Origin of the sequence: Aureimonas sp. Leaf324 (genome assembly GCF_001423245.1) — a bacterium.
Taxonomy (GTDB): Bacteria; Pseudomonadota; Alphaproteobacteria; order Rhizobiales; family Rhizobiaceae; genus Aureimonas.
Genome location: NZ_LMOH01000012.1, coordinates 608111 through 627275, shown reverse-complemented (window position 1 = coordinate 627275; position 19165 = coordinate 608111). Strand labels below are relative to the sequence as shown.

Annotated in this window: 11 protein-coding genes; 6 read left to right on the top strand and 5 right to left on the bottom strand. The window is 60.3% G+C overall.

The window, feature by feature from the left end:
* Positions 1–201: 201 nt before the first annotated feature.
* The 5 genes from ASF65_RS20850 to ASF65_RS10470 form a co-directional block, all read right to left on the bottom strand.
* Positions 202–1148 (bottom strand): IS630 family transposase gene (locus tag ASF65_RS20850; protein WP_156369267.1). Its coding sequence is split into 2 segments (ribosomal slippage): positions 202–809 and positions 809–1148, totalling 948 coding nucleotides; the frame shifts between segments, so codons are not numbered across the junction.
* Between the two features lie 133 nt (positions 1149–1281).
* Positions 1282–4392 carry a DEAD/DEAH box helicase gene (locus tag ASF65_RS20845; protein WP_082505395.1) on the bottom strand — a complete coding sequence of 1037 codons (3111 nt, stop codon included), beginning with the start codon at positions 4390–4392 and terminating at the stop codon, positions 1282–1284.
* Positions 4393–4403: 11 nt separating this feature from the next.
* A complete protein-coding gene (locus ASF65_RS10480; RefSeq protein WP_156369248.1) occupies positions 4404–5714 on the bottom strand; it encodes an EH signature domain-containing protein in 1311 nt (436 codons plus the stop codon).
* Positions 5714–6712 carry an OmpA family protein gene (locus tag ASF65_RS21680; RefSeq protein WP_055888621.1) on the bottom strand — a complete coding sequence of 333 codons (999 nt, stop codon included), beginning with the start codon at positions 6710–6712 and terminating at the stop codon, positions 5714–5716. The genes ASF65_RS10480 and ASF65_RS21680 overlap by 1 nt, the downstream gene beginning before the upstream one ends.
* On the bottom strand, positions 6712–8754 hold the full coding sequence (locus ASF65_RS10470; protein WP_244486613.1) for a MotA/TolQ/ExbB proton channel family protein: 2043 nt from the start codon (positions 8752–8754) through the stop codon (positions 6712–6714). The genes ASF65_RS21680 and ASF65_RS10470 overlap by 1 nt, the downstream gene beginning before the upstream one ends.
* Positions 8755–9067: 313 nt before the next feature.
* On the opposite strand from ASF65_RS10470, the gene hsdR reads away from it, so the two are divergent.
* The 6 genes from hsdR (at position 9068) to ASF65_RS10440 (ending at position 19137) form a co-directional block, all read left to right on the top strand.
* Complete coding sequence (gene hsdR / locus ASF65_RS10465; protein ID WP_055888620.1) at positions 9068–12478, top strand: type I restriction-modification system endonuclease; 3411 nt, start codon at positions 9068–9070, stop codon at positions 12476–12478.
* Positions 12479–12544: 66 nt separating this feature from the next.
* A complete protein-coding gene (locus ASF65_RS10460; protein WP_055888618.1) occupies positions 12545–14089 on the top strand; it encodes an N-6 DNA methylase in 1545 nt (514 codons plus the stop codon).
* Positions 14089–15465, top strand: a complete 1377-nt coding sequence (locus ASF65_RS20840) for a restriction endonuclease subunit S (RefSeq protein ID WP_082505394.1) — start codon at positions 14089–14091, stop codon at positions 15463–15465. Before ASF65_RS10460 ends, ASF65_RS20840 begins: the two co-directional genes overlap by 1 nt.
* Entirely contained in the window at positions 15462–16688 is a 1227-nt protein-coding gene (locus tag ASF65_RS21810) for a hypothetical protein (protein ID WP_200940018.1), read from the top strand. Before ASF65_RS20840 ends, ASF65_RS21810 begins: the two co-directional genes overlap by 4 nt.
* 7 nt (positions 16689–16695) lie before the next feature.
* Positions 16696–17628: a restriction endonuclease gene (locus tag ASF65_RS10445; RefSeq protein ID WP_055888614.1), complete on the top strand. Its 933-nt coding sequence runs from the start codon at positions 16696–16698 to the stop codon at positions 17626–17628.
* A 543-nt stretch (positions 17629–18171) separates the two neighbouring features.
* Positions 18172–19137 (top strand): hypothetical protein, encoded by a 966-nt coding sequence (locus ASF65_RS10440; protein WP_055888612.1) that lies wholly within the window; start codon positions 18172–18174, stop codon positions 19135–19137.
* Positions 19138–19165: the final 28 nt, after the last annotated feature.

Below are 19165 nucleotides of genomic sequence, written 5' to 3'. Positions count from 1 at the left end.
AAGCCAAGTCGCTGTAAACACTTTTGGTTTCGGCTTTCGCCGCCACAATGGGCATCAGTTTTGTGCCCAGGTTTTGGGCCGACGTCAATGGCCAGCCGTTGCCGTACTCGGTCCGATACGCCCGCTCATAAAAGTTCATTTGGAAATGATTTCCGTCGGGGAAACGTGCGATCGCTGATCGTCATCTAGAGCGTTTTCCGATCAGTCTGCGTCATATCCAGCGGCTTTGAAGTAGTTGGCGCATTCAGCGGGCAGGAAGAGCGGGATGAGTGTGCCGACGGCTTTCCAGAGCGCCTCAATGGTTCGCTTGGCCTTAGCCCGCATGAGGGCCTTGAGCTTGGAGAAGGCCATCTCGATCGGGTTGAAGTCGGGGCTGTAGGGCGGCAGGAAGCGCAAGGATGCTCCGGCCGCTTCGATGGCCGCCCGCACGCCTTCGGCCTTGTGAGCTTGAAGGTTGTCCATCACAACGATGTCGCCGGGCGAGTGGGTCGGCACCAGGACTTGGCTGACGTAGGCTCGGAACGCGATGCCGTTCATCGGGCCGTCGAGCACCATAGGCGCCGTCATGCCCGTCAGGCGCAGGGCGGCCGTAAAGGTCGTCGTCTTCCAGTGGCCGTGCGGCACGCCGGACCGGCATCGCTCGCCTCGCGGCGCCCGGCCGTAGCGCCGTGCCATCTTCGTCGACAGGCTGGTCTTATCAATGAAGACGAGCTTGGCGGGATCGAGATCGAGCTGATCATCGAACCAGGCCTGCCGCCGCTTCAAAAGGTCCGGGCACTCCTGCTCGCTGGCGTGCGCGGTCTTTTTTTCCACGTCGTCCCGTGGCGGTCAAAGAAGCGCCAGAGCGTGCCGATCCCGACCTTGAGCCCGCGCTCCTCGGCCAGACGGCGCTGCATCTCGTGCAGCGTGATGTCGTCCTTGCCATCGATCAGACTTTGCAGGAACCCAGCCTCCGCTTCGATGCGACCTGAGCGACGATCCCCACCCATCGGCAGGGGAGCGCTGCGGCCCGCCCGATCCTGCGAGCGCCAGCGCACCGCTGTTGCGATCGCGATCCCAAACCGCTCGGCCGCCGCATGCGTTGAGGCGTCCTCGCGCATCGCCCGCAGAACTCGATGCCGAAGATCAATCGATAACGCTCGCGCCATCCACGCCTCCCTTCCAGAGGGCAGATGGAACCACAAATGACGCCAAGACTCTACCCGGCCGGAAAACGCTCTAGGCAGCTTAAGCATTTGCCGAGCTTAGAGCGGCCACGCGCGCAAGCGATCGCGAGAGGCATCAACGAAGCGGCACCGATCCATCGCCGGAGAAGACAGGAGGGGACTGACCGTCTCGGCGGAACATCGCTTCAACCGATCGCATGAGGGGATCTGCATCAGCATCGCTCTTTTCTGCCGAGAGCATCTTCTGAAGTTCCGCGGTGTCGCCCTGCGTGTCTCCCATTGGCCAAAGCGCCGAAGCGGCCAGCTTTCGCTTGCGCTGCATCAGGCTATGTAAAAGACAATCGAAGGAGTTTTCGAGATAGCCAGGGTGAATGGCCATCGGCATGTGAATGGTCACGGGTCGCGTTTGGCCTAGGCGGTGCACTCGATCGTTGCATTGCTCTTCAACAGCAGGATTCCACCAGCGCGAAAGGTGGATCACATGGGTAGCCGCCGTTAAGGTGAGGCCCGTTCCGGCTGCTTTAGGGCCAAGAACGAGAAGATCGAATCCCCGGTCATCTTCTATGTGTCTTTGGAAGCGGTTAACGATGGCTTGGCGCTTCGGAATGGGAGTGTCGCCATTGATCAGGTCGATGTGGGAAAGTTTCAGATCGGCTCGAGCCAACTCGATGAATCGGTACTGCATCTGCCGATGTTCGATGAAGACCAATGCCCGCTCACCTTGCGCGGCGATCTTTCGCAGGACATCGAATGCTGCCTGAACGCGTCCTGACGCTGCTATGAAACCTTCGTCGCTCGAAGGTTCGTCGAGGGACGGATGGACGGAGACCGTCCGGATGTGATGCAACATTTTCAAAGCGGCACCAGGGCCGCCATTGGCAAGTTTTAATCGCGCATCTTCGTAGACGATGGCTTGCTTCGTCGGCATTAAGCGCGGATGTAAACGGCGGCTTTTCTCAGGAAGATCTTTGGCGACCTCCTCCTTCAATCGCCTTAGAGCGAGAGGAGGCCGTGCACCGTCCTTTTTGAAGACCCGGCGATGCAAGTCCTCCATGTTGGTTTCGTCGGGGACCGCGTATCGCTGGCGAAACGCCTTGAGACTTTCAAGTGATCCAGGTGCGAGTTGATCCATGATGGCCCACAGATCGACAGCGCTGTTTTCGATTGGGGTGCCGGTCAGCCCGATACGAAAGTCCGCGTTGATCGACCGAGCCGCGTGTGCACGCAGGCTGTCAGGATTCTTCACAGCTTGAATCTCGTCGAAAACGACGGTCGAGAACGGCACGGCTGCAAGAGAGTGCTGATAGTTTGTCAGCGTCGTGTAAGTGGTAAGGATCCAGAAACGATGAGCTCGATCCTCTGCGATCGCTTCATGCAGAAAATCAAGGTCGAGCTTAGCTTCGCCCGTCTCTATGTCTCGTCCACGGGCCCCCGAGATTTTGCGCGTGCCGGTAGCCGTACCGTAAAGCCGGATAAGATGACCTAAACCTGGTTCCTGCACATGGCGCGCAACTTCTTGCTCCCAATTCTCAAGGAGGGATGTTGGGGCGACGACGAGAACGGGTCCATTCTTCATACCTTGTGAGTCTGCAAGATGGGTTTTAAGCCAGACGAGAAACGCAATCGTCTGGAGCGTTTTACCGAGGCCTTGTTCGTCCGCGTTCAACACGCCGGGTAAGCCCGCCTTCCAAGCGGCTATCTGCCAATTTAAGCTTTCGATCTGATGCAGCTTCAAGGGCGTTCGAATCGAGGGAGGTACATTGTCATCGATCCTCGACGTACGAGGCTTCAGTAGGCTTTCCCAAAGCAGGTCTTTGAAATTCACCACCGTATCGAGGACAATGGATCCGGATTGTACCTGTTCGTGTTCGAAGTTCGCTGCTTCCTCTTCAAGGCCTCTAGCCCGATCTGCCAAGTGACGATCGATCGTGCTTAAGGCCTCCGGTCGAGCTGGAATGCTGAAGTCCTCGATTTCGACGTCAGGGCTAGCGGATTGGATAGATTGCTCAACGCGATCACGCAAATCCTTCAGCTCAAGCTCGCTCATGGAAGAAAGAGCATCGTTGAGACGACGAGCGAACTCTTCCGGCATCCATGTTGTCGGATCGCTGATCTCAGGACCGAGATCGGTCTTCTCAAAAACCCTCTTACCGATGACGCGTTGAGAGAACTCCCGCGTTTCGACGAACATCGGGCCGGCCGCTCGTTCTACGGTCTCTTCAATAGCCTCTTCGCTCAACCCATCGAAGGCGCCGCTTCTTCGAAGGTGACCTTCGACCGCTTCAGTAATTCGAGCGCGGGGATTTCGAATGAAGGCTGCGCGCTCAGTCACAGGGGCGCGCTGCATCTGCGTCATGACTTCGAGAGCTGTCGTGGCTGCTGGATCGACGACGATATAATTGCCGCTGCCAAGCCGGTAGGCGGATAAGGCGCCACGATCCCGCACACGGTTCTGAAACAGAGCCAGCTCCTCCCCATTGAGTTCGCCATGATCCTCCGAAACGCTTCCATCTTCAGCGAATGACGTCTCTCTTTCCAAAACCCTGCTGTGAAACGGCACAACTTCGAAGTCGTTTCCGTCCGCTGATGCTGCAACCGAAAAGCGATCAGCCACCCGGACTTGCAGGCCAGCAAGGAAATCTGTCATCGATGCTTTTGCAGCACCGCTATCGTTCGAAACGGTTACGCCAGGATCCAAGGCTTGTCGAAACCGCGCAAGCGCTGCCCAATGTGCCTTATCGTCAGACCCGGGGCGAAAGTCCTCTGCTACCTCGATGGCTTCCATGAGCCAGAGCGGAAGTCGTCGCAGACCGTCGGACGTTTCCAATATAGCTCCGGTTCGTTGGGGGAGCTGGCGTTGCCCATTCTTGGTCCACTCATGGCGCAGTCTAAATGATGGCGTGCCCAAAACCCCTTCCACGTCGGTGCGGAGCGTGAGATCGACGATGTCGGGAAGGCCGAGCGTTGCTGCCGTCTTGCCAGGAAGTCTGGCGGCCAGCGAATGAGACATTTGGATGTGACTCGACCCGATATCGAGTTCGCCGCCATGCTCATCAGCCAGAGCTCTCAGATCGGCAAGGGCCAGCAGAAGAGTTCGATCATTCAACGGGAGATTTGCAAGATCAGCCGACTGCCGTCTTTGAAAGAGGCGAGCAAGCAATCCGGGTTTTTCGTCCCGCAAGGCCACTTTAATGAACGAGACATCATAGGATATATCGAATAGCACGCTTTGCGCCCTTAGACTCTTTCAAGAACCCAACCTTGCCAATCTCCATTATGGGATTTCGCGTTGGCCTTTGGGAGAAGTCGGATCTTTTCGCAGTCGTATCCACGCTGATACAGTTGCGGGCTTGTCACGCTGTGTTCGTCGAAAATATGAACTTTATAATTATGCGACCCCTCGACGACTATCTTTTGACCGATTTTAAGAATGAGAAGAGAAGTATTCATGCGCCCGCCACGAGCAATTTGATGGCCAAAATTTAGCATCCCTGTGCTGCCGTGCATTGAAGAGTGCTGCCGAGCGTACTGAGCGGCAGGTTTGCTGAATGCGACCCAAGCAGCACTGATTCGCCCCTGTTCATACAGCTTCAGCCAGAAGCGCCTCCGGGGCTCCCACATATGACTGTCTTCTACGGCAGACACCACATCCAGAAAGAACCTGATGTTCTCGCCCGTCAGCCAGCGCAGAATGACGGCAAGACGATCGGGGGACACGCCGGCCCACGCGCCGCCCCGCTGGATCCTAGGATCGCCATAGAACCCGATGAGCGACTGCGTGATGTGGGTGACGTCAGCGGCAGCTGGGTTCTTGGTAAGCCAGTGACCGAGCACTGCGTTGATGGCTTCCGCGCCGCCTGACACGCGCGCGCTCTGCCCGTCAGGTCTCAACCACTGAAACAACCGATCGAGTCCCGCGCGTTGCGAAAGCTCGCGCTCCAGGGTTTCGACGTAAGCGACATGCGCGTGATCCATGAGCCCGGTTGCGTGGGGGCTGCGCATTCCGATCCTTTTTAGTTCATTGAAAGGATCAGTCATTGTCGTCATCAACTCAGCAATTGCCTTCGATGCGCCACTTGGCGATAGAATGGCCGGGACATGTTCGAAGAGCTGACGCCATGGGGAGCCGATGCGGACCAACACGTCCTGGAGCGCCCCTGCAAGCGTTATCGTATGCTGCGCACCCGGCACGAAACTGCCGACGTAAACTGATGACATAGCGCTGAGAAACGTCCGGCTCGTGGAAGCTCGTATCTCGTCAACGTAGAAAGCGCGAAGCTCGGCAAGATCTGAACGCCCTTGGCGTTCCGCGTCGAAGGTTGCTCTGGCGGCTGCTGTGACGAACGAGAGGTGAGCGCCATCCCATTGATCACGGACCACTCGATTACGCATTTCTGCTACGAGCCGTTCTCGATCCTTCTCGGCGGGTTCGGGAGTAACGTCCGGCCAGCGGCTCAAAACACGTTCTTTCGTCGCGATAAGCCTGTTCAAAGCAGGAAGCGCAGGTGCCTCGAACGATGTGGGGCGCGACAGAAGCTCCTTGAGCATCAAAGCGGAGCTCCATGCGTGATTCCACTGCGGAGCTTATCGGCAATCGCGCTGATTTCATCGGCTGACCGCGGAGTGTACATAATTATCCGAAGATCAATTCGGCGATTGGTCGCTTTACCTTCCAAGGTATCATTGGGCGCGATAGGGCGCATTTTCCCATAGCCCGCGACAGACAAGACAGGTTGGTTGCGTGTGTTGAAGTGATCGACCAGCGACGGCACACGCGCCGTCATGGCGAAAAAGGTCTCGTTGGCGCGGGCAGTCGAGAGCGCAATATTCGCGTTGTCGGGACCGTCGGCATCGGTGTGCCCTTCGATCTGAACAGCTTCGATGACCGCACCAATCTCGTTGCAGGTTTCGCTCCAACGAGCTGTGCTGCCAAGAGTGAAGCAAGTCAGCGTTTCATCGAGGCGAGCGGCGATGTTTTCGATGATTAGCCGCTTGTCTGGTCGAAGGCTGCTTTTTCCGCGTTCGAAGAGGCCGTCTCCCTTAAATCTGAGAGCATCCAGTTCCTCGCTAACCACGACTTGCAGGTCTGGGAAATCGATCTTTAACTGCTTCTGTAGGCTTTCCAGAATATTTCGGCGTTGATCCGCCACCTCCGCTAGATAAATCTCGAGCGGATCCTTCTGATCCAACCTTGCTAGTTCGGCCTCTAACGTCGCAACCCGCTCGTCTGCTGCATTCTTAGCTGCAATGGCGATGTTGAGTGCCTCCGCTTGCCGCTGTAGATCCCGCTCAAGTTCGCGAAGGCGATCTTCCGCCTGCTGCTGGAGGCGGAGGGCTGCGTTCAGCTCACTTTGCAGCCGGCTCCTTTCGTTTTCTAGTGTCTGGTACTGCGCACGCGGCACAGTGTCTTCATCCTGAATCTGAGAAGCGAAGAATGCTAGGAGGATCATGACGACGAAGAGGAAGCTTACGGTCATGTCAGTCATCGCCACGAAGACTGACTCTTCCTCTTCTTCATGGTGGCGCTTGTAAGTGCCGCCTCTCATCAGCGCCTCCGGCTTTCCGGCGCAAACTGTTCAGCTTGCTCGACGACGGATTGTAGTGTGTCGAGAGCCGGCGACAGCTCGGCCTGCATTCGTCGCACATGGTCGAACATGCCTTCAACGGCAGCAGCGACGCGTTCATTGTAGATCTCGAACGCGCGCCCGAGCTTCTCGTCCATCTCGTCAAGACGGTCGCCTTGGCCTTTCATCCGTTCGAGGACGGTGGCAACCCCGCTTAGTGCGGACTCGATCGCGCGAGCTTCTCCGCCGAGAACCTGACTTGCTGAGGCAAGCGTATCAGCGGCACTCCGCGCCGTTGTTTCAGCGGACCGCGATAGCGTTTCGGCGACGGTCTGTGTGCTGGTGGACAGTTGCCGGATGGCGGCTTCGATTCGCTCGTGGATCGCCCGCATCGGTGTTGCCGCCTGAACGAAGTCGTTCGAAGCGGAGCGAAAATTGCCGGCCGCGGTTTCGCTGGCCTCGGCACCGGCTCGCATGCCGTCCGAAAGGCGACGGAGGTTGGTTGTGCCGTCTGCTAGTCCGTCCAAGATGACGCTGAACTTCTCCGAGATGCGATCAAGAGGCTCGAAAAGATCTCGAGCCGCTTTTTCCGAAAGATCGGAGGCTACTCTAGCCAGTTCTCCGCTCGTTTGTCCGAAAACTTCAATCATACCTCGGCCGGCCGTGCCGATCGCGTTACTGGCGTCGTCGCCAGCATTCTGAAGCCTGGCATTGACCGCTTCCGAACCGCTGCGGGACGCTTGTTCGATCTCTGTTCTGAAGATTTCAGCGGCGCCCCGCATCTCAAATGCAGCCGCGCTGATCGCCCGAGCGCCTTCTCCCGTGTTATCTCGTATGCCCTCCAGCGTTTGATTCATGACCGAAAGGAGATGGTCTGCCCCTTTGGTCAGAGCGCCGCTCGCTGTTTCCGCAGTCGATCCCATAGAATTGCGCAAGTCTTCGATCGCCTGTGAAAGTCGAGTGACGGCTGAGTCCATCTCGCTTCCCATTCGCCCGGAACTCTGGTCCATGCGTTCGGACAGATGGCCGATCCGTTCGCCAGCTTCAGCCAACTTGGCGCTTGCATCCGAAAGTGCGCGCCCGACATCGTCGGAAAAACGGGAAGATAGGTCCTTAACCATTGAACCCATGCCGTCTGCACCCGCTTGCCCAACCTGTTGCAGGATAGGTGACATGGCAGAGGCGATCGAAGTCGAGATCGCTAAAGGCAAGTCCTCGCGCAGAGGGCGTCCCAGCTCCGCCACAAGTTCCAAGCCTATGTGACGGAAATGTTCACGCTGCTCACGTGTTGCAGCGAGCTGTTCAGCAGCCAGAGCCTCCAAGCTTATGTAAGTGAGGCATTGTTCAATTTTTCCACAAAGCTGGTGGATGGCTTGGTCAACCCGGCCCAATCCAATGCGCAGCGCAATCGTGAAAACGATCGAACAGAGCAAGCCTGTGAGCGACATGATGAACTTCGCCGAGGCAATCGTTAGAAGTTCGCGTAACGACGTCTGCACCTGATCGGGTGTTGTTAAGTCAAGCGAAGTGAGTGCGGATATGAGGCCAAGAAAAGTAAGGAAGAGGCCAACAGATACAAAGAGTCCAGGTACAATGCGCCAGAAGCCCGCTCCAAACCCCAAGTCTTCGAGGTTGAAGAACGTCGCGGGACGGACGGCATTGCGTAAAATGGTTTCGTGTTCCTCTTCGTGGAGAACAAGGGTCTCTCTATACTTACTCCATGCGGCTCTGACGTGGCGTTGCTCTGAGGATCCCGCTAGCGCCCGAATCTGAGCATCGAACCGCGAGATGGAGCTGCTGAACGTTTTCGCGTCTGTGGCCGAAGAAATAATTTCCTGGGCTCGGTTAAGTGCGGATCGTCGCCTTTTGACCGTTAGCCCAAATTGGAGGATGGCTGCGACCAAAACCGAGATCAGAGCCAAAGTGACTAGGCCGGGAGAAGCGGGATTTTTTAGAAGGGCCGCGACACCGAGCACATGCTCGCGGACCGAATTGCCGACAGCGAGGATCAATTCCAAAATCATAACTCAAAGGAGAATTTCTGTACCCTCATCAGTAGAAGGCTACAGCGAGCCACTCAAGCCGAGTTCAAGCGTATGGGCTCGATCTCACCAAATTTTGGAGGTTTTCCGCTTTAGGTGCGGTTAGGCGGACTCGATAGCGAGGTTGAGCGCTGCCCCCTAAAGTCGCAGGCGGCTGAGTTTCCGCATCTGATGGAATCCGCGGCGAGCAGGCTCAAACGCCGCATATGCAGCTCGCTGACGCCCGCTTGTAATTCTTTGCCAGTCTGAGTTGCCCCAGTTAGGGTATGCCCAGGGATTTTTTGGGACTGGAAGAGTGGCATCGCAGAACTTCGACCATCTCCAGCCCCTTAGCGTTGAACTGCATCGGCTTGGCGTTCTGGCTGAACGCTTCTTCGCCATGGATGCCAACACGTCCTTGATGAAGTGCCGGCAGTTCGGGGAACGCATGGTGAAGGAGATCGCGGCCCTGTCCGGGGTCTACGACCGGGACAGCCGCGAAACGACGCATGAGATGTTGCGGCGTCTGTCGGGAGCGCAGCTCCTGCCGCGTGAGGTCGCCGACGTCTTCCACGCGATCCGGAAGAGGGGCAACGAGGCGGCGCACGATCTTGGCGGCACGCCGTCCGAGGCGCTGGCCGCGCTGAAGTTCTGCCGATCCCTCGGCGTTTGGTATCGCCGCACCTATGGGCGCGACCCACGCTTCCAGCCCGGTCCTTTCGTGCCGCCCCGGCCTCCAGGCGAGGTGGACGCCGGGACGCAAGGAGAATTGGAAGCCCTCCGCGCTCAGGTTCGGGAAGCTGAGGCGCGCCTTGCGGCCACGAAAGCTTCGGCAGAGGAGCTGGCCAAGGCGCGGGCGGCAGCGGAGGAGCTCGCTCGGCAGGCAAGCGAGGAGAGCGCGGTCTGGGAGAAGACGGCGATCGACCTGGAGGCGAACCAGGCGGAGCTTGCAAGGACGCTCGCGCAACTCCAGGCCGCAGCGACTGCCAAGCCCGATCAGCAACTTCTGGATGTCCGGCAGGCCGGCCGCGATGCGGCGGCGCGACTGGAGCTCGACGAGCAGCAGACGCGCCTTCTGGTCGATGCTCAGTTGCGCGGCATGGGCTGGGACGCCGACAGCATCTCACTGCGTCATGCCGTGGGCGCGCGCCCGGAGGAGGGGCGCCACAGAGCCATCGCCGAGTGGCCGACGGAGACGGGCCCTGTCGACTATGCGCTCTTCTGCGGCACCGTCTGCGTCGGTGTCGTGGAGGCCAAGCGCGAGGCCGCCGACGTGCCCTCGGTCCTTGCGCAGGCCGAGCGCTACGCGGCTACCATCAAGCTTACGTCGGAGGAATTCGCGCCGGACGCGCCCTGGCAGCACGGCCTCGACGCGCCTTTCCGCGTACCCTTCGTCTTCGCCACCAATGGCCGGCCCTTCGTGCGCCAGTGGCTGGTGAAGTCCGGCATCTGGTATCGCGATATCCGCCGGCCCATCAATCACGCACTGGCGCAGCCGGAATGGTTTTCTCCTGGCGATCTCCTGGCGAAGCTCAAGACGGACGTGGACGCGGCGGCACAAGGCCTGGCGGAGGAGTCGTTTGGATCAGGCCGGATCCGCCCCTATCAGGAGGATGCGATCGCGGCGGTCGAGACGGCCTTGGAGGCCGGGCAGCGCGAGATCCTGATCTCGATGGCGACCGGCACGGGGAAGACCCGTGCCTCGATCGCGTTGATGTATCGCCTGCTGAAGCACAAGCGCTTCCGCCGCATCCTCTTCCTGGTCGACCGCAAGGCGCTCGGCAAGCAGGCTTCGGACGCGCTGGAGACAACCGAGATCGAGGGCATGCTGAACTTCGCCCAGATCTACAAGGTCGCCGGCTTCGACAAGAAGGTACCGGACGGGGAGGACCAGGTCCAGGTCACGACCGTGCAGTCGCTGATCGCCCGCATCCTGAATGAGCCGGATGTCGCGAAGCGACCGACGCCCGGAACCTTCGACTGCATCATCGTGGACGAGGCCCATCGCGGCTACACGCTCGACGCGGAGCTGCGCGAGAGCGACATCGGCTTCCGTAGCATCGACGACTATCAGTCGGCCTATCGCCAGGTGCTCGACTATTTCGACGCGGTGAAGATCGCGCTGACGGCGACGCCGGCCCTCCACACGCGCGAGATCTTCGGCCACCCCGTCTTCCACTACGGTTATCGGCAGGCCGTGGTCGAAGGCTATCTCAACGATCATCTGCCGCCACGACGCATCACCACCGCGCTGTCGGAGGCTGGCATCCATTACGAAGGGGGCGAGGAGGTCGAGATCGTCGATCGCCGCACCGGGCAGATCGACCTGTTTGAGCTGCCGGACGACGTTTCGCTGAACTACGATCTCGCCGACTTCAACCGCCGGGTCTATTCGGAAGCCTTCAACCGCGTGGTGGCGCAGGCGATCGCCGCCGAGATCCCGCCGGACAGGCCCGGCAAGACGCTGATCTTTGCGGCGCGCGATACCCATGCCGACGATCTCGTGCGCCTTCTGTTGGAGGCGCTGCGCGACGAGCACGGGGCGGACGCCGTGCCGCACGCCATGGTCGCCAAGATCACCGGCACGGTCGACAAGCCGGACGAGATGATCCGCCGGTTCAAAAACGACCCCTATCCAAAATACGTCGTCACGGTCGATCTTCTCACCACCGGCGTCGACGTGCCGGCGATCTGCAATCTCGTCTTCGTGCGACGGGTGAAGAGCCGCATCCTCTACGATCAGATGATCGGGCGTGCGACGCGGCTCTGCCCCGAGATCGGCAAGGAGAATTTTCGCATCTTCGATGCCGTCGATCTCTATGCCGAATTGCAAGAGATGACGGACATGCGGCCCGTCGTGGTGAAGCCCGACATCTCGCTCGGCCAGCTCGCCGTCGATCTCGGCAAGGCAGAGGACGAGGAGGATGTGAACTGGGTCGCGGGCCAGGTCATCGTGCGGATGCGTTCGCTCGCCAGCCGCATGGATGAGGAAACCCGCGCGAGTTTCGAGCGACATGCCGGCGAGCCCGCCGAGGCGGCGATCGGGCGACTTGCCACCCGCCCCGGCGCCGAGCTCGCCGACTGGCTGGCAGCCCACCCGCGCGCCGTCGAGCTTCTGGAGCGCCGTCCCGTCGGGGTGGCACGTGCCAACGATGGCGTCGTCATCTCGACGCATGAGGACGAACTTCTGCGCATCGAGGAGATTTTCGGCCGCAACACGACCCCGGAGGACTACATCACCGGCTTCGAGCGCTTCGTGCGCGAGAACATGAACGAGATTCCGGCGCTCATCGCCGTCACCCAGCGGCCGCGCGAGCTCACCCGCAAGGAGCTGACGGCGCTCGCCGCGCTTCTGGACGAGAAGAACTATTCCGAGGCCATGCTGCGCGCGGCCTATGGCCGAGCCCGCAACGCCGACATCGCCGCCCATATCATCGGCTTCGTGCGCCAAGCCGCGCTCGGCGATCCACTGGTTCCCTATGCTGTGCGCGTGGAACGGGCGATCGAGCAGATCGAGCGCTCCCGCGCCTGGACGCCCAAGCAGAAGGACTGGCTGCGCCGCATCGGCCGGGCGCTGAAGGACAAGCCCGTCGCCGATCCCAGCCTCTTCGACCAGGGCTCGTTTGCCGACAAGGGCGGTTTCCGGCGCATCTCGCAGGATTTCGACGGCACCCTCGAGGATGTCCTGCACGCCTTCAACGAGGCGATCTGGCAGACGGCGGCGTGAGTTGACCCTCGCCCATCGGGCCTTACAAGCGGCAACGAACGCGGTTCCAAAGCAGGCGCATCTCCTATGAATGCCAACGCCATCGTCCAGAAACTCTGGCGCCTCTGCACCGTCCTTCGCAAGGACGGCGTCACCTACCAGCAATATGTGACGGAGCTGACCTACCTCCTGTTCCTCAAGATGATGGCGGAGCGGAACCGGGAGGAGGGAAGCCTGCCGGTCGGCATGCGCTGGGCCGATCTCGTCCAGGCGAACGGGCTGTCCAAGCTCGAACTCTACCGCCGGACGCTCGTCACGCTCGGCTCGGTTAGCACCCGCCTCGGCAAGGGCGATGCACTGGTCGCGCCGCCTGGGGAGGGTGCCTCGATGGAGGAGCGCAAGCGCTATGCGGACGCGCGGCTCCTGCCGAAGATGGTGCAGGAGATCTTCGACAACGCCTCGACCTTCATCCGCGAACCGCAGAACCTGACGACGCTCGTCACCGCCATCGACGAACTCGACTGGTTCTCCGAGGAGCGCGACCAGTTCGGCGATCTCTACGAGGGGCTTCTCCAGAAGAACGCCGAGGAGACCAAGCGCGGCGCCGGCCAGTACTTCACGCCCCGCGTCCTCATCGACGTGCTCGTGCGCCTGATGCAGCCCCAGCCCAGCGAGGTTATCCAAGACCCGGCCGCCGGTACGGGGGGCTTTCTCATCGCCGCCGACCGCTACATCAAAGCCCACACCGACGACTATTTGGCGTTGAGCGAAAAGGAACAGAACTTTCAGAAGCACCGTGCCTTCAATGGAATGGAGAACGTGCCAGGCACGCTGCGCCTTCTCCTAATGAACCTCTATCTCCATGATATCGACAGCGACCATGTCGATCTCGGCGACACCCTGTCGGACAAGGGCAAGACGCTCGGCCGCGCCGACCTCATCCTCACCAATCCGCCCTTCGGCCCGGCTGGCGGCGCGCCGACGCGCGACGATCTCTCCGTCACGGCCACCGTCTCCTCCTACCAGCTTCCCTTCGTCGAGCACTGCATCCGCGTGCTGAAGCCTGGCGGGCGGGCCGCGATCGTCGTGCCCGACAACGTCCTCTTCGAGGACGGGCGAGGCAAGGCTCTGCGCAGGATGATAATGGACTGGTGCGACCTCCACACGATCCTGCGCCTGCCGACAGGCATCTTCTACGCGCAAGGGGTGAAGACCAACGTTCTCTTCCTCCGGCGCGGAAAGACCGAGACCGGCAACACGAAAGCCACCTGGATCTACGACCTGCGCGCCCAGATGCCGAAATTTGGCAAGACGACCCAATTGACGGCGGCGCATTTCCAAGGGTTCGTGGCGGCCTACGGACAAGACCCGAACGGCGCGACGCGTGGCCCTGACGAAGGTGAGGAAGGCCGTTGGCGAAGGTTCTCGCGCGAGGATGTGGCAGCGCGTGGCGACAATCTTGACCTCTCATGGTTGCGCGAGGCAGCAGAAGAAGCGGAAGAGGGGCTGATCGAGCCGGAGGATATTGCGGCCGCGATCCTCGGCCATTTGCAGGCGGCGATGCTGGAGATCGAGGCGCTGAGCGAGGAGCTTTGCGGCGAAATGGCGATCGCCACGAAGGCGGCAGTCTGATGGCAGGGCGTGCAGCGACCGATAAGGTCATAAGAGGACGGTTTGCGATATCAGTCAATGATCCAGGTCATTCGCTTCCCCCCGGATGGGTACGGGTACTACTATCCGATATCGCAGAACTCGGTACGGGCCACACGCCGAGCCGACAGCATCCTGAGTATTGGGACGGCGACGTTCCGTGGATCGGTATCCGTGATGCGGGAGCGCACCACGGTGGTGTTATAAAAGTAACGAACCAATATATAACCAACCTCGGCCTTGAAAACTCGGCGGCTGTCCTGCTGCCGAAAGACACCATCTGCTTGTCGCGAACGGCTTCTGTTGGCTACGTTGTCAAGATGGGGCGGCGGATGGCGACAAGCCAAGACTTCGTGAATTGGACATGCTCGGCAGGGCTCTGTCCGGATTACTTGATGAACGCCCTTCTAGCGGAGGGAGATGAAATTCGGAGGTTTGGCGAAGGATCAACTCATACGACTATCTATTTTCCTCAAGTAAAAGCGTTTCACATCGATCTTCCGCCACTCGCCGAGCAAAAGCGCATCGTTGCCAAGCTGAATGCGCTGTCCGCGAAATCCGCCCGAGCCCGCACCGAACTAGCCCGCATCGAAACCCTCGTCTCCCGCTACAAGCAGGCAGTGCTCGATAAGGCGTTCAGCGGGAAGTTGGGGCAGAAAAACTTGGGTGACCTCGTCGTTCGTATCAAAGCGGGAAAAAATCTTCAGTGCGATGAAAGGCCACCGCACCCCCACGAAAAGGGTGTTGTAAAGGTAAGTGCTGTGACGTGGGGCGCATTCCGCGCTGAGCAGTCTAAAACTCTTCCGCAGGATTTTGAGCCGGACGAAGATACTCGAATTAAATCGGGTGACTTCTTGTTCTCGAGAGCGAACACGCTCGAACTCGTTGGCGCCGTTGTGATAGTCGCCGAAGTGCCGGAGAATCTATACCTAAGTGACAAGATCTTACGGCTCGATTTTAACGAACCGGTGGGCACATGGCTTCTCTGGTATCTTCGGTCACCCATGGGCCGCGAAGCGCTGATGAATATCTCGTCCGGTAATCAGCTTTCCATGCGGAACATAGGACAGAAAAGTTTGCTGTCGCTTTCTGTGCCGTACGCGAATGCGGCGATAAGAACTGAAATCGTCAGCCGCATCAAAACCGCCTTCGCCCACATTGACCGTCTCGCCGCCGAGGCCAAGCGCGCGCTGGCGCTCGTCGGCAAGCTGGACGAGGCGATCCATGCAAAAGCCTTTCGCGGCGAACTTGTGCCGCAGGACGAGAACGATGAGCCGGCCAGCGTCCTTCTCGAGCGTATCCGCGCCGAGCGGGCGGCGGAGCTGAAACCGAAACGCGGGCGGACGGCGAGGCCATGAATGTTTATCGAAGCAAGCCGCTGACCTCGGCAAATTTCACGAATGACCACATTTACATTACTCCATTTCGAGATCGGCTTCCCGTCGAAGTCATTGGAGGGACCACCCGACACGAACCTCCCACGCGTTTTGTTCGGATTGAGCATGATGGCGCGGTCATCGAAACCTATATACCCACCAAAAACGGCAGGGCAGGAACGTTCTTTCAGAACCGAACATTCGCAAGATCAGTTTTTGATAAAACGGGCGCCGCTATCGGAGACGTCGTCCTCTTTACTGAGGTGGCGCACCTTCACTTTCGCCTGTCGCTCGAGAAGGCAGCTCCCATCGCTGTGCCAGGGCTCACGCTGCGCCGCACTGCGTCCGCCGAGGAGTATGCCACATCTCTAAACGATGGCGCGACGGAGACTGAGCCCGCACTTTTGAGGGCGCATGCGCTCGGCGGCGAAATGAGCATGGGCGAGCTTGCTCCTGCCGCAGGCTACTCCGAATTTCGCTCGGTCAATGCCGCCTATGGCAGGCTGGGCAGGCGACTGGCCGAAGCGAATGACCTAACTCCGCTCACTCGCTCGAACAAAACGCCGATCTGGTTTTCGGTCCTCGCTGCGTGGCGCGATCCTCAAGACGCGCCGGAACGTGACGATGACGCCGTGTCTGCGCAAACCGCATTGTTCCGCAGTTATCTGCATCCCGAGGTCATCCATGGCCTGCATTTGGCCGAGCATCTGTCAGACGCCGAACTGAGCAATGCACTTCGAAAACGCGCGGCCTTAGCCAACGAGCCGTCGCCCTCGGCCAACCACTTGCCAGAGCATGAAAGCCTTGCAACCGCGCTCGATCCGCAGACGGCTCTGGAGCACGCTATCGCCGTGATGATGGCGATGACGCGGCGCACTGCCGCTCAGTCGAATGTACAGACCGTCGTACGCGTCGTGAGGAACAAGGAACTGAGAGTCTCGGATCAGGCTCTTCGAACCCTACTCGCCGACCTCATCAAAAAGCAGGGTGGCCGCTGCGCTCTTTCCCGCCTGCCGCTCCAGTATCATGGCGCACATGACGACGACCAGATGCTGGTCTCCCTCGATCGGATCGATAGCGACGGACACTATGAGGCGGACAATGTGCAAGTAGTCTGTCGCTTCGTGAACCGCTGGAAGAGCGACATGCCGGACGCGGAGTTCCGTCGCCTCATGGACATGGTTCAGACCGCCGGGCGAGAGTGACTGACAGATGGCGATTCCCGACTACCAATCCCTGATGCTCCCCGTTTTGCGCCATGCGGCAGGCGGCGAGACGCGGGTGCCGGATGTTTCTGAAAAGATCGCCGACGAGTTCGGACTGTCCGACCAGGAGCGCGACGAGCTCCTGCCGAGCGGCCGCCAACGCGTGCTGCATAACCGTATTCACTGGTCGAAGTTCTACCTGTCGAAAGCAGGTCTCGTTGTCTTCCCGGCTCGTGGGCGCTTCGTCGCGACCGATGCCGGGCGAGCGCTCTTAGCCCGTCCGCCCGAAAGGCTCGATACGCGCTTTCTGGAGTCCTATCCGGCCTTTCGGGCATGGTACCAGAAGGAAGGGGGGCAGGAGGCCGAAGGGGCCATCGCCACCGTGGCGCCTGGCCCGGCGGTCGCAACTCCGCAGGCCACGCCTGAAGAGCAGATCGAGGCAGCTCACCGCGCCTTGCATGCGGCGCTTAGGGCGGAGCTACTGGATCGCATCCGTGAAAACTCGCCAGCATTCTTCGAGCGCCTGATCGTCGATCTGCTGGTGGCGATGGGCTATGGCGGTGGGCACAAGAACGCCGCCGAGCAGCTCGGGCGTTCTGGAGACGGCGGCGTCGACGGCGTCATTAGCGAGGACCGCCTCGGTCTCGATCGGATATACGTTCAGGCCAAACGCTACGCGGAGGGAAACTCCATCCAGCGCCCTGAGCTGCAAAGCTTCGTCGGCTCGCTCGTCGGTCTTGGCGCCTCGAAGGGCGTCTTCGTCACGACGTCCAGCTTTACGAAGGGCGCCACGGAGTACGTCCGTAACCTACTCCAGCGCGTCGTGCTGATCGACGGAGAACGCTTGACGGGCCTCATGATCGAGCACGGCGTCGGCACCCGACTTCAAACCCGGATCGATATCCAGCGTCTCGACGAGGACTTCTTCACCGAGGACTGAGGGTAAGCGTAGGCAAACCTATTGTCGCGGCCGCTTCCGCCTTTCCGGTAGTGCTGTCGGAGAGCTCAGCATTAACCATCCTGGCGCCGAACCTTGACCGGCGTCTTGCGATCAGTGGTTGAAGGGCTCAGTTATTCTCGTGGGCTTGGGAATGCCTCAAGCCGATATGAGACGGCCCCCGCTGGTGCGCCAACACCGAACGAGGGCCTGACCCGCAACCTGGATAAGAGGTCTTGGGCTATGACGAGCCATAACTGCTTCGTCCTTTCGAGGAAAGATTGGGAAACGGCGTCCGCCGAGCGGCGGAATCGCGCGCGGCCGCATTGTTTGGCAGCGACCTGCGCCTGACGCGCTGAGCGCTATTCGCTTCCGTTTCCATCCGAGACGATCACCAACCGCCGACGGGTTACGCAGGGCATTCGCTTTCTCCCGCTGTTACCCGCTGCTCGCCGTTTGCCGGACGCCGTTGTTCGCGTCCTAAGGCCGACGGCGTCTGCCATCGCGGTCCGTGCCGATTGTCTCGCCGATCCTCAAGGACATTCCATGCTTCGTTCATCGAAGGGGGACGCCTCGGCTGTTGCCGAGCGCGCCCGCTATTCCTGCCGCGTCCGTTACGCTGACCTCAAGACCGACCTCGACGCGCTGATCGAGAAAGCGGTCGGCGCCGTGGCAGCCAGCAGCTCGGCACCGGACGCGATCCTCGGCGACTTCCTCGGCCTCGCCTCGCGGATCCGCGCGGTATCGTTCCACGAGGGGAGGTTGCTTGAACAGGCGATCGCCGCCATCGGGCAGCGGAACCCCGACCTCGTCGTCCTGTCGCAGGCGCTCAAGCTGCCCGTCACCCCGGCGGCATTGGAGGCGGTTGCCCACAACCGCTCCGGCACGTTGAAGGGGCTCAGCTTCGACGCCGATGCGAGGACGCGACTCAGCTACACGCCGGACCTCGTTCTCGTGAACCAGCGCTACGCAAGCGCCATCGTTCTCGACGTGAAGCGCTCGGTCGCCTCCTATCTCGACACGCATCGCCTGACCGAGCTGAAGACCAAGATGCTGGCGACCTCGCTGATCCTGCCAGACTGGCTCTATAAGGAACACAAGCGTCTGACCGTCGACAGCGTCGGGATCGCGATCGTTGACGGTGCGAGCGGAAAGAGCGACCACGCGAACGGCATCTGGTCGCTCAGCGAGATTGACGACCTCCTGGAAATCGACAGCGCGGCGGACGCGATGACGGAACTGCGGGGCCGCTTTGGGACGCGGATTCGCGCGCTGCTCGAGGCTGAGACGCGGCGGCTGGTCGGCACTGACACGATCCTGCCGCCGAATTGCATCGTCGATCCAACCACGACGCCATATGACGACGAGGTCGGCGACGGCTCAGCCTTCGCAGGCTTTGCATCCGCCAACATCTCCGCCAGCAGCCGAAGCGGAAATCATTTCCGCGCCGACAGGCCGCCGCTGCCGCGCGACATCCGCTTCGGCTTCGCCCGGGCACGCCTCCACCACTGATCCAGCCGACACGCCGCATCCGGATCGA

Coding starts and splice junctions, on each gene's coding strand:
- ASF65_RS20840 (WP_082505394.1), top strand. CDS start 14,089: ATGGCAGGGCGTGCAGCGACCGATAAGGTCATAAGAGGACGGTTTGCG.
- ASF65_RS21680 (WP_055888621.1), bottom strand. CDS start 6,712: ATGAGAGGCGGCACTTACAAGCGCCACCATGAAGAAGAGGAAGAGTCA.
- ASF65_RS10440 (WP_055888612.1), top strand. CDS start 18,172: ATGCTTCGTTCATCGAAGGGGGACGCCTCGGCTGTTGCCGAGCGCGCC.
- ASF65_RS10460 (WP_055888618.1), top strand. CDS start 12,545: ATGAATGCCAACGCCATCGTCCAGAAACTCTGGCGCCTCTGCACCGTC.
- ASF65_RS10445 (WP_055888614.1), top strand. CDS start 16,696: ATGGCGATTCCCGACTACCAATCCCTGATGCTCCCCGTTTTGCGCCAT.
- ASF65_RS10480 (WP_156369248.1), bottom strand. CDS start 5,714: ATGCTCAAGGAGCTTCTGTCGCGCCCCACATCGTTCGAGGCACCTGCG.
- ASF65_RS21810 (WP_200940018.1), top strand. CDS start 15,462: ATGAATGTTTATCGAAGCAAGCCGCTGACCTCGGCAAATTTCACGAAT.
- ASF65_RS10470 (WP_244486613.1), bottom strand. CDS start 8,754: ATGATTTTGGAATTGATCCTCGCTGTCGGCAATTCGGTCCGCGAGCAT.